This window comes from Cytobacillus sp. Hm23 (genome assembly GCF_051842895.1).
In the GTDB taxonomy this organism is placed as follows: domain Bacteria; phylum Bacillota; class Bacilli; order Bacillales; family SM2101; genus Nanhaiella.
This window is the reverse complement of sequence record NZ_JBPXRQ010000016.1, coordinates 19,978-32,313: the sequence shown is the minus strand read 5'-3', so window position 1 is coordinate 32,313 and position 12,336 is coordinate 19,978. Positions and strand designations below refer to the sequence as shown.

The 12,336-nt window shown below is 34.9% G+C and carries 11 protein-coding genes; 1 reads left to right on the top strand and 10 read right to left on the bottom strand.

The window, feature by feature from the left end:
- Nucleotides 1-191 precede the first annotated feature (191 nt).
- The 10 genes from ACSVDA_RS12245 to ACSVDA_RS12200 form a co-directional block, all read right to left on the bottom strand.
- Nucleotides 192-1,037, bottom strand: a complete 846-nt coding sequence (locus tag ACSVDA_RS12245; protein WP_485883556.1) for an MBL fold metallo-hydrolase — start codon at nucleotides 1,035-1,037, stop codon at nucleotides 192-194.
- A gap of 440 nt (nucleotides 1,038-1,477) precedes the next feature.
- On the bottom strand, nucleotides 1,478-1,603 hold the full coding sequence (locus tag ACSVDA_RS12240; RefSeq protein ID WP_485883554.1) for a hypothetical protein: 126 nt from the start codon (nucleotides 1,601-1,603) through the stop codon (nucleotides 1,478-1,480).
- Between the two features lie 254 nt (nucleotides 1,604-1,857).
- Entirely contained in the window at nucleotides 1,858-2,154 is a 297-nt protein-coding gene (locus ACSVDA_RS12235; RefSeq protein ID WP_320207569.1) for an antibiotic biosynthesis monooxygenase family protein, read from the bottom strand.
- A gap of 546 nt (nucleotides 2,155-2,700) precedes the next feature.
- Nucleotides 2,701-3,552, bottom strand: coding sequence for an amidohydrolase family protein (locus ACSVDA_RS12230; RefSeq protein ID WP_485883552.1), 852 nt, complete (start codon nucleotides 3,550-3,552; stop codon nucleotides 2,701-2,703).
- Complete coding sequence (locus tag ACSVDA_RS12225) at nucleotides 3,539-6,625, bottom strand: GNAT family N-acetyltransferase (protein WP_485883550.1); 3,087 nt, start codon at nucleotides 6,623-6,625, stop codon at nucleotides 3,539-3,541. Before ACSVDA_RS12225 ends, ACSVDA_RS12230 begins: the two co-directional genes overlap by 14 nt.
- 629 nt (nucleotides 6,626-7,254) lie before the next feature.
- Complete coding sequence (locus ACSVDA_RS12220) at nucleotides 7,255-7,923, bottom strand: TetR/AcrR family transcriptional regulator (RefSeq protein ID WP_485883549.1); 669 nt, start codon at nucleotides 7,921-7,923, stop codon at nucleotides 7,255-7,257.
- Between the two features lie 74 nt (nucleotides 7,924-7,997).
- Nucleotides 7,998-9,026: an ABC transporter permease gene (locus ACSVDA_RS12215; RefSeq protein ID WP_485883548.1), complete on the bottom strand. Its 1,029-nt coding sequence runs from the start codon at nucleotides 9,024-9,026 to the stop codon at nucleotides 7,998-8,000.
- Nucleotides 9,023-9,766 (bottom strand): ABC transporter ATP-binding protein, encoded by a 744-nt coding sequence (locus ACSVDA_RS12210; RefSeq protein WP_485883547.1) that lies wholly within the window; start codon nucleotides 9,764-9,766, stop codon nucleotides 9,023-9,025. Before ACSVDA_RS12210 ends, ACSVDA_RS12215 begins: the two co-directional genes overlap by 4 nt.
- Before the next feature lie 296 nt (nucleotides 9,767-10,062).
- On the bottom strand, nucleotides 10,063-10,422 hold the full coding sequence (locus tag ACSVDA_RS12205; RefSeq protein ID WP_485883546.1) for an MmcQ/YjbR family DNA-binding protein: 360 nt from the start codon (nucleotides 10,420-10,422) through the stop codon (nucleotides 10,063-10,065).
- Between the two features lie 44 nt (nucleotides 10,423-10,466).
- Complete coding sequence (locus ACSVDA_RS12200) at nucleotides 10,467-11,228, bottom strand: MerR family transcriptional regulator (protein ID WP_485883544.1); 762 nt, start codon at nucleotides 11,226-11,228, stop codon at nucleotides 10,467-10,469.
- Between the two features lie 381 nt (nucleotides 11,229-11,609).
- Between ACSVDA_RS12200 and ACSVDA_RS12195 the strand changes: the two genes are divergently transcribed.
- Nucleotides 11,610-12,320, top strand: a complete 711-nt coding sequence (locus tag ACSVDA_RS12195; RefSeq protein WP_485883543.1) for a CPBP family intramembrane glutamic endopeptidase — start codon at nucleotides 11,610-11,612, stop codon at nucleotides 12,318-12,320.
- The last annotated feature ends 16 nt before the right edge of the window (nucleotides 12,321-12,336 follow it).

Below are 12,336 nucleotides of genomic sequence, written 5' to 3'. Positions count from 1 at the left end.
GAACGCTAGGTTTAGACATGCTTATATGTAAGAATAAAAGCAACAATTAATGCGAAAATGTCCACGCTCACTTTTTTATAATTGAGACTTAAATACAACTGTTTATATAATACATATATTGCGTTTTCATACTACCAAAACAAAACTAACGGATCTGACCTCCCAGTAATTTAACGCTACAGCAACGGGGGTCAGGCCGCTTTGATAAATGCTTTTAGTAAGAATAGTTCGTCTTCATTTGGTTTTCTGTTGTAGTGGTTTACGAATTTTTGGGTTGCCTGTTGTTCTGTGTCGTTACTTTCCACTAAATCCCCTATCTCTTTTACTACATTTAGATAATAGTCGGCCAATTGCTGTTTCGTTTCAGGATTTATATGTGATGAAACATAGTAATCGACATCATAGCTTAATATTTTGTCTATTAGGGGGTAAATATTTTCTTTTGAATATTTAAATGATCGTTCATAAATATCAACCCATAAGCAATCAGAGATGACAAGCACTCTCTCTTCAGGTATGTGGATTACGATAGAATCGGGTGCATGGTCTCCACCTACATGTTCCAATATACAAGTCACTCCACCTAGATCTACAGTTAATTTACCTGAAAATGTCATATCAGGAAGCTGTATTTTTAATTGCTTTCTTTCATCCTCTGTCATCGCCCTTAAAAGATAATCCTGACAAAATTCACTTTCTATCCCTGCTTGAACACGCTCTATAATTGATTTGTCGTCCCATTCAAATAGGCTCATTTCCTCAAGCTTTTCTTTCGTCATTTCGTGTGAGATAGTTGGGAGATTCATTGTCTCAATTCCAAAAACATGATCCCAATGCCAGTGTGTAATAGCTAAATAGCTTGGATTTGGAACATTTAACTGCCGAACTTCCTCTAAAAATTTTTCCGCATGTTTTGGTGAATTTCCAGCATCTATTACAAGGCTTTTTTCTTTACCTACGACAAGTAATAAAATGGGCTGATCTGTTTCTTGTTTAAAATCCATATAATATATATTTTTTGTAAGAGTATGTAACATCATTCATTCCTCCCATAATAATGACTCACGGTTTATATACTAACAAAATGATAATAACGACTGTTAAGTATTACTGTGCTTAAACTCACACTCATCCATTTTTTACTAATTTAATTCTTGATACATCATTCTTCTTACTATATTGGATAAATACACCTGTATAAAATGAATAAAAACACTTGTACAATGTGACTATATACCAATAATTAAGGCTGTTTTCTCATTGATTGTTGTTTTTCTTATTAAGAAGTAAACTCGTATCCAACTAGAGTTCGTAGCTTCTTTTCCTCTCTAAAGTAAATAAATTCTACAATATACATCAGTTTCACAAATTCAAGTGAAAATAAGCAACAATATTTTCGAAAAGGTCCATAATTAAAGAAAGGTGAAGAAAAATAGTGAAAGAGCTAGGGGAAATAATTACAAGTCTAATCATTGTTTTAATCATTCTCATCGGTGCGATTTTCCTCTTTAGTTTGTCTGCTGGATTCATTATCCGCTGGATGATGTGAAGAGCTAGATGAAAACAGTTGAAAAGAAAAAATCAATTGAGGAGGCGTCCACATATACGACTACCTCCTCAATGTACATCATTAATATATTTTCCGTTTAAGCCCTGATTTACGCACGTTAACTGCTTTCGTATTAACTTATTTTTCATACTAAGATAGGCATTCAAAATAGTACAATCACAAAATAATTTTTGCTTAAAATATCCATGCCAACCAAAACAATCTTTACGATATCGTCAATACATTCACAATAGAGGTTTCATGTCAGAAAAAAAAGAGGTGGCTAAACACCATCTTTTCTTGTTGAATTATGAGCTATGTACGACTTCATAAATTTCTATCTTTGATCCAGTTGCAGTTGTGCCACGTGTTCGACGCTCAGCGTGAGCTTGACGAAAAGCTTCACTTTCAGTCCATGCCTTAAAATCTTCCTTGCTTTCCCATTTAGTATACACGACTTGTTTCTCTTCTTCAGATGAACTTAAAAATTGAAATTCTACACAACCTGGTACCTTCTTCATATTTTCAGCACTCTTGCTAAATAACTCAACCATCTTTGACTTACCGTCTTCAGGTACAGTTAACACATTCATAACTACATACATGTTATAACCCCTACTTTCTGTTATCGGATAAGATCTTTTTAACCACATTACATTCCTATCTCATCATAACAGCTAACCTTTGCATTATTCAATTCTTACACTTAATCGTCACAGTAACACAACAATATTACAGTAATTAATTTAGGTTGTTATAGTATAGAATGTTGTTTTTCGTACGAAAAAAACTAACCCACATACAGCTAGGTTTCGGAGTATCTTTTCTCAATAATTTGAGTAAAACGACGTTTATAGCAAAGGTTTAAGTATAAAGGGCATTTATTTAAGAAACAGCTGTTTTCATAATGAATTGTTGTTGATCAAAACTTCTCTACTGTATAAAGATGATAAACGTTTATAACCGCTTCTTGTGGTTTTAATTTGGTTACAATAGTAAGCCAATAACAATAAGACTGACCATTATAACCCTTAAATACACATGTAAGTGTATTACTTAAAAAGGTTTTTGGTCAGCCTTACCTTAAACATTAGCTGTTTTTTCCAATAAGCACTAAACATGAGTTTAACTAACGTTAACAAAACATTTGTTTATAAAAATGGTTTAATTTTCGGAAACACTTTTATTGCATTTTGATAAAAAACATCCTCGTGATGCTGCTCTGGCACTAGCTCCTTCACTAAATCAATGTATGCTTGTATAGGAGCAAGTGGCCAATCTGTGCCAAATAATAGCTTGTCGTAATGATCACAAAACGTTAAAGCATGACGAATATGATCTAAAAAGTTAGAGTTTAAGTGTTTTTCAATATCTTGTTTTGTACCAACAAGCCATCCAGATAAATCTGCGTACATATTGGAGTTTTTATATACTACCTCTGCCCCATCTAACACCCACGGATCTCCGAAGTGAGCCATCATAAATGTGACATCACGATGTTCTACAGCAACTTCATCAAGTGTGAGAGGATGGGAATACTTCAATAAGCCTCTTTCTGAATAAGTATCACCTGTATGAAATACGACTGGTAGCCCATATTTCGCAGCTATTTCATATACTGGCTTATATATGTCATCATACGCATAAAAAGGATAGTACCCTAAATAAATTTTTATCCCAACTACATGAGGCTTCTGAACTTCTTTCTCGAGCATTCGCAATGATTCCTCAGTTAAAGTATAAGGATTAACCCCTGCACAATATACAATAGAAGGAGGGATTGACGACGATAAATCAATCCCCATTGGCGTTTGTGCGTACTTTGAAGGAAACCCTTGATTGGACGTTTCAGTTAACCCCATAGCAACCCCAAGTACAACATTTGCCTCTTCAAATTCCTTTACGATTCCTTCAGATGAGTAATTAACTTTTGACATTTCATCTGCAGTTTGAAAGAAGCTATTAATTTTTGAAAAATGCAGATGAGCATCAATTATTTTCATGCGATTTTTCCTCTTTTGTAAAGACTAAATTTGCTAAATGATGCAATGCCTTGTGATTAATTTTCTCCTTGCCTACTGCGATGAGTAACGGTTTTGTAAACATTGTTTGACGATTAGCTAAATGTAGCTTTTGATCGATACTTGTAAAAGTTACATCCTTGTTCATATATACTTCAGTATCTGATACTTCGTCATGTTGAATAATGTGTAGTAATTCGTCTACTTGTTCCCCACCAAACACATGCTGGAGTTCTAGCTTAGCCTCGTATTCCGCGCCACCACCAGTAACCTTCACATCACCATTTTGTATAAAGGTTTTGTTCAAATGTGAATTAGGTTTGATTAACAATTCTGTTTCAAACTTTTTATCGAGTAGGTAAGTACCTGTATGTTGTTCAATTTTCGAGACATGAGCAACGACAGGTACTCCTGGTAGCATCATAAAATATTGGTGAAAATTAAGTCCTTTATATTTTTCATGTTCCGTTATGCTCGTTGAAATTTCTAAACCTTCCCATACATTTTGAAATTGATCCTTTAACGCAGCAAACTGAATCGAAGATGATTCCTTGCTCCAAGATCGGTTACTCATATCACTCATTGTGCTACGAATACCACCTGACCATGGATTCCACCACGATTTAGACGTTAGCTTCGGAAAAGATGAATCTAACCATTCTACTCCATTCATTTTTAATGAAAATAGCGTAGGGAAAAAGTCTGTTGATGCTCCTATATCTATTAAACCATTATTCACTCTATGAACCTTTAGGTCATCCTCTTCAACAATATGATGCGCAACTTTATCATTTGAAGGTTTCAGTAAGACGCGGTCTGAATAATATGCTATATTATTGCGTCGATCTTTCACCTTCACATGCACGAACGGATCATGAATCTGCTTAACTGGGACAGATACTTCATGTTCTCCTGCGTATGTGTCATTTGCCAAGTTGACTTGGACAGTTCCATCTGATGAGGTATTTTTCTTTTGTTCTGCTTTAATGACGATTTCATTTGTTGAGATAACAGGGTTGCTATTATTATATACAACCTCTATTGCATCCTGTGGCAACTGTTTGTTGACAGGCTTTCTTTCCGCGAAACGACGGAATTCTTTCCATGTTTGAAAGGCACCCATGTTGATGAAGATTGGCTCTGTTTGTACAGTCACCCCCCCATCAAGCTTACCGAGGTTTTGTTCACAATACGTGTACCAGTTTTCAAATTGCAACTGTGATTGCTTTGGCCAGCAAAATCCACTAGGGTAAGGTTTGTACTGTGAAAAAATCCAGTTTTCCGTAAGCTTAGAGCTTTCCCATTCTCCGTAAAAAGTGAAGCCTTTACCGTGTTCAACTAACTCATTATTATAATGAAAAACTGGCTTTTCCAGACTATGATAAATCGGCTGACTTATCCACACATCTTCTGATGTAACTTCGTTACCTTGGTTCGTCATTTGTACTGCTGCCTCTATTAAACCTTCTGCAAAAAGCTTATAAATATAAACAAATGAAATATTATTCATCGATTCCGATTCAAATGTTGCCTTTAAAACCATTGCTCCTTGTTGTTGCTCAAACTCCACCTTCTTTGGTTTTTTCTTAGAAAACTCGTCGTTATACGGCTTCCCAAGCTTAGGAAACATGAGCGTTGTCGGTTGAGAATCACTCATATTACGACCTGGAATGAATTGATTATTAAATTTACTAAAGTATCCTTGGTAGCTCCCATTATAAATATGCCAGTATTCATCACATTCTCCGTCAAATTGTGCACCAATCCCTTTAAAGCCAACCCCAATTCGTTTATTAAAGGTTTGTTCCGTTTGACCGTCCCTTATAACAAACACTTCTATTTCAGGTCCATAAAAACCATAGCCATGTATGTGTGCATCGATCGGTAAAGATATTTTTTCTTTCCCTTGTAATGTTACTTCTATCTTTTGTTGCTTAATCGTTAGCAACTCCGTAGAAGGTAATGAGAAAGAAAATGTTTGTTCACCCTTTGATTGATTTTCAATATCAATGAAAAAGGTTACCTCTTCCCCTGTCATAAATTGATCTTGTGGTGCAACAGCTTTCATATTTGCAGGTAATTTCGGATTCACTCCAATTGCAAAAGTAGCTTTTTTGCCATTTATCCACACATTTGTTTGCACAGTTGGATGTGTTCGCCATGGGCTTTGCTCTTCTACATAGTCAGCGATTGAAAACATTGCTTCAATAGTCTTTTCACCTTCGACCATGACTTCATTGTCATATAAAAAACTAATTTCCCCTTGCTCTTCCCCTTCAAATCGAAGTTGAAGTGGCTTATGGGTTTTATTTATGACATGAAATTGGATTTGATGAGATTTGTTACAAACAAGCTCAAAGTCCTCTACTGTAGCTTCTACTAAATAGTCATCCGTTTCAATAAGCCGTAAACCACGTCCTGACCTTTCAAACTGCATACGTAATTTACCATAGTTCTCGTCGTTCCACGAATACTCGTAATAAACGAAATGGTTACGCTTAATATCATCTGGTACGACCTCTATTTGCCGATCACTAGCAGTATACCAATCTACTTTTGCAAAATAATCTTTCACTGCATCTGTATCGAGCACAGTTGGAATAAAATTCATCAAATGTGTAGTATCATCACGATCTTCCCAAAAGAAACCACACTTTTTGTATAGAGGAACAGCCTTCGTATTTCCGGGCCATGTATACAAATCAAGACGCGGCCATTTCCTTTGAATTACTTCGTTCAATACTCTTGTTACGAGCATTTTCCCAATCTTTTTCCCATGGTAATCTGGGCGAACATTTAATAAAGGAATATACATAGCTCCTCGGTCTTCACGGTACTCAGATAAAGAACAATAACCAACTACCATATCTCCATCAATTGCTAAAAATACTTTAATATTACTAGAATTCTCCTCCTGCACCTTCACCTGTACACCTGTTTTAACAGATGTGGACCCTCCCCAGCCCTCTTGACTGTTATTCCACATATCTGCTACAGCTTCAGCTAATCCGTTATGATATTCTACAATATTAATATCTGATGTCACTTTCCCCATGATCATTCTCCTTATTGAGATGTTCAAAAAATCCGTCGGTGAGTTGACTCTAGAAGCTTTTTGCTTTAATTCCGTTTATTCATAGCTAAATTTTTCTTCTAGAAAAATACCTCGTTATCTCAAGCCGCTTGTCATTGTTGAACACTCAGTTATAGTTTTTTCTTATTTCTACGTTTTACAATTCCTAACCTTATTAAAATCCTTTAACTTTGTTGTTATTAACATCATAATCTCCTCCTTAGATTTTTTTAGATACTAAACTATCCATGCTAATATTCAAAAAAATAGATTAATACCCATTTTTATACTAACGAATGGACAGATAATTGTAAATATTTTTTAGAATAGTAATGTTTGTATTAATTTAATTAGATTTTAAGTAAGAACTTTTTTAGCTTTGATTGTTTTTTCGTACGTAGAAATAATTACGTAACAACTACAGTGTCTTGACATATTTTCTTCTATAAAAAACGTAACAGTCACATTAAACCTCATTCCGTTAAAATGGCAACCCCTAAACAACAAAAAGAAATGTATGATTTTACACACATTTCTTTTTAAATGGATATTCTATTGTTTAACATTAGTCCAATACAGACAGCTATTATATTTGCTCTTACGTCGTTTCTTTAATTGTCTTCTTTCCCAGATAAACCATAGAGCATAAATTGAATAGTATGCTCTATCTCTTGTTCATCATCCCATTCAGCCTCAGGTAAAATGAATAACCTTGTTAGTATAAATCCAATACCAGTAGTCAAAATCATACGGATGACCGTTTTTGAGGGGAGATCAATAATATCGCCTTGCTTTTGGAACTGTTTAATTATCTTTTGCAACTGAACATATATATGTTCAGTAAATATACTCGTAAATTGCTCTTTCAGATCCTCCTGAAAAGGGATCTCTTGCAACAGAATTTTCAGCATCGGTAAATGCTTCTTAGCGAATTCTAAGCGGTTAGTTAATAACGCTCGAAGAAAATCCTCCGCTTGCTTGTATTGATTTTTATTAAACACTTCTTTCACGAATGATTTTGCGAGCAATGGTGTAATAATTTTTGTCCAAGTTGGAACTACGATTGAAATTAACAGGTCATGCTTCGTTTTGTAATGTCGAAAAATTGTACCCTCTGCTACCCCAGCCCTTTTGGCTATTTCACTAGTAGATGATGCTGCAAATCCCTTTTCGGAAAATATTTCAACAGCAGCCTCAAGGATTTTCTTTTGCTTAGGGCTAAGCTTTTCGTCACGACTACCCATTTCTAAAAGCTCTTCAAGCCACTCTTTATCCTGCATTATGATTAACTCCTTATATCTGCTACCTTTTGCTCTCTTCTATTACCATTTTTGAACTCTAGCTTTTTATACTGTTATAATCTTCTATGCTTCTTTAAAGCTACTACATTTAATACCATAAATAATAAAGAAAATCCAAGCAAGACGAATACGTCAATTTGTATATCAGCCCAGCCTCCACCACGGATCATAATGTCTCTCATAGCATCCCCACCATACGTCATCGGCATAATTACACATAATGACTGTAACCACGGTGCCATTGTTTCCAAATGGAATAACCCAGAAAAGAACACCTGTGGGATAATAACTAGCGGGATAAATTGGATCATCTGTAACTCGTTATTAGCAAATGCAGACAAGAATGTTCCTAAAGTTAGTGCAGTTAATGATAGTAGAAAGGTAATGAGTAACACATACCATATAGATCCAACCATGATAATATCAAGAATTTCTATCGAGAAGAACACAATGATGGTCGCTTGAACGGTTGTGAATATACCGTATCCTAAAGCGTAACCTATAACCATTTCCCATCGTTTGAGCGGTGTAGATAATATACGATCTAACGTACCACTCGTTCTTTCTCGTAAGAAAGAGACCCCTGCAATTAAGAATACGAAGAAAAATGCAAAATAACCGATTAGAAACGGACCAATGTTATCAAAGAGAGCCATCTCCTCTGAACCATGTAAATATGTGAATTCAGGCTTTATTAATGATTGTTGCTCGTTTTCCAGCTGTTGAAATGCTTGTTGTATTGATAATAAAACCGCTTTATTAACAGTCGGATCACTACCTTCCAGGCTAATGTGAGGTACATTCTGATCCATAATGATAAATGCATCTATTTCTTGGTCAGTAAGTTTTTCTTCTGCTTCTTCTAAATTAATCGAAAGTAGCTCAACATTCTCCTCATCTAGTTGCTCTAACAACATATCAGGGACATCAACCATCCCTATTGTAGGTGTGTATTCATTACCATCAAATACTAGCGACATTAACCATAAAATAAACATAGGGGCTACCAACATGAGACCTATCGTTCTTTTATCTCCCAAGAACTGACGAATTATTCGTATAACCATCGCTCTTATTCTCATCCTCTTACACCCCCGAATGTTAAAAAGGCCTCTTCTAGAGTGTTAGCACTCGTTTGCGCTTTTAATTCCTCTGGTGTTCCAAGTCCGATTAAGCATCCTTCTCGAATCATACCAAGGCGAGAACACTTCTCTGCTTCATCCATGACATGTGTTGTTACGATGATTGTCTTCCCATTATCTTTTAATCTTCTTAATTCATCCCAAATCGATTGTCTTAAGATAGGATCAATCCCAACAGTCGGCTCATCTAATAATAAAACTTCTGGCTCATGAACAATAGCAATAGCAAGTGATAGCCGACGCTTCATACCTCCAGAAAACTGGTGAACAGGCTTTTTCTTTTCTGGTAGCAGGTTGACAAGCTCTAATACATTATCAATTCTTTGTTGCTTTGCCTTCCCTTTTAAACCATAAATTGTTGCAAAAAAATCAATGTTTTCAAATGCTGTTAGCTCATTATATAACGCATCTGATTGTGCCATAAAACCGATTTTATTCATCATCTTTAAATTAGGCATCTTAGTGTGTAAAACCGAGATCGATCCTTCAGTTACTTCATCTATTCCACCTATCATTTTTACAAGTGTTGTTTTCCCAGCTCCAGATGGACCTAGTAAGCCAAAAAACTCTCCGAAGGAAATATCAAATGTTACATCTTGTAGAGCAGCTTTTTTACCAAACCTCTTTGTTACATGACTAACTGAAATACAAGTATCATTATCCACGTTGTATCCCTCCATTTTTAGTGAGTGATTACTCACTTTTATTATACGTTGCATTTCAATTATATGTAAATGTTTTTTTGTTTTGCTATTTTCGCATAGATTGTTGTTTTACGTACTATAAATAAACTCGTACACCTTCTCTTCTATAAAACGATGACTGTTGAGTATTATCTATAGCAACAAATTTTACGTATTTTAGTTATGTAATCAAATGAAATAGGTAAAGGACGGTAAAGGACGTTTTGATGTGGTTGCCCTTCGTAATTAACGTAATTGAACCTGTGTTTATGTCTTGCGAAAACAGCTTTTAATTAATTTTTTTCATTAATTTCTGCCTTTTCAGCCTTTTTTAAACTGTTAAACACTAACTCATAAGACCTATCAATCATATGTAAGATTTGTTTAGTTGGTACTGTGCCATCAACTGTAATTGTATTCCAATGTCGTTTGTTTAAATGATAACCTGGTTTAATGGCGGGATATTGCTCACGAAGTATTTCGTTTACATCTGGCTCACATTTTAAGCTAATGGCAGGGTGGGTTTCTCCTAGAGACAAAATAGCAAACATTTTAGTTCCTACCTTCATCACATGTGCATCATCCCCAAATGGAAAATCTTCATAAGCACCTCGTTTTGTTAAACAACTTTCCTGCAGCTCTTTGAAATCCATCTTATCTCTCCTTTTTATGATTTTGATGACTTTGTTTATCAGTTTCATATGTAATTTTCTTCTAAAATATAATCAATAGCTTGTTCTATAAACTTAACAACTTCATCATTAATCGGGTATAGTCCTAGCTTTTGAGATTTCTCCTTTGATTTGCGAACTTCCCAAAATTTCAGTTCCAGCCCTTCATCACCATGAAAGGTTTCTTTCGACAGTAATAATATATCTTCTGCAATGAGTTGACCTTCTTCAGCTTCTGGTTTTATGCTGTTTTTCAAACATAGCTCTACTCTCCTAATAATGTTAATCCACTTCGTAGTTTGCTCATCGTCCTCACCCATTTTTGGAAGGTTATTTGAGAGTGCATCAACTTCCTTTTCATTAAAAAGCTCCTTCCAAATCATTTCTTTCTGTTCTGTTGACTTACGATGTTGATATTCATCTATTAGTGGTAACAAAACCTCCCAATTTAATTGCTGTTCTACTCTTATACTATTTAAAATCGTCGTTGTATGATTTAACGACCCTTGTAGCTCAAGAATTTTGTTCTCTAATGACCTTTTATGGACAGCTAAAATGTCTTGAACAGTGATTTGATCTAGAACTTTTTTAATGTCATCTAGAGAAAGTGAAAGAGCTTTCAGTATTGTGATCTTTTCTAGCTTAAGCATATCTTGCTCTGAATAAAGACGTCGACCGTTGTCTTCTTTAATCGTCGGTTCGACGAGTCCAATTTGATCATAATAGCGAAGCGTTCGTACGGAAAGATGAAGCTTCCTTGAAGCGTCACCCGTTGAATAATATGACACTTTTATCCCCCCTATTAGCAAGCACAATCGATGAAATTATTTCATAACGAACTACCCCTATATTTAGAAAAACAACAAGACTTCACGTCATCTTTTCTTCTATAAAAGATGAATGTTGAGTAAAACGACATTTTTATCTTCTATTTTAGGAACTATATCAACAAAATTTCTGAAAAAAGCTTTACAAAAAGTTGTTTTCACAATGATTGTTAAGAAACTGCCATCTATTCATGACAATATCGTAAAAAAAACATTTCGAAAAAAGTACTTGCAGGTGACGTTACGTCACCTTTTACAATAATTGTATCATATGGAATTTATTCATATCGAAGTCATTCACCATTCTTAGCTAAAACATACATTAATTTGGAGGATTCATTTATGGAAAGTATACAATTTAAAAGATATGATTTTAAAAATGAAGTATGGACATGGAAGGAATTCATAGGAGCACTTATAGTAGTATTCGTTGTTGTACCCATTCTTATTGAATATTTATTACATGGATATATAAATAATATATTAGCCAACGATCTATATGCAGGTACCCTCACTGGGCTAATTATGGCAATATGTTTTTTATGTAGTATTTATATTTTATCATTAAAGCCACATCATTTAACATGGAAGGATATTGGTATACGATCGTTTCCAATTCAATATTTGACATGGATTATACTTTGGATAATACTTTTAATCATTGTTGGCGTCTTTATAATATTTGTTATGTCGTGGTTTGGAGTTAGCTATGAAAATAGTAAAACAGCCAGTATTCAATCGCAGGTCACCCCTATTAATTTTATCATTGGATTTGTATCAGCTAGTGTAATTTCTCCTTTTTATGAAGAGATTTTTTATCGGGGGTTTATTTATAAATGGCTAAGGGGGAAATGGGGGATATATAGCGGGATGACGGTTAGCTCATTAATTTTTATGCTCGTTCACATTCCAACATATAATGTGCTGCCAATCACTTTTGTAAGTGGACTTGTTTTTTCATGGACGTACGAACGGACAGGGTCGGTCATACCAGCTATGATCATTCATGGCTGCTTTAATGGTATTGCTGTAATAGCTACTGCTTTGGCCTAGTATGACAATAGAAAAA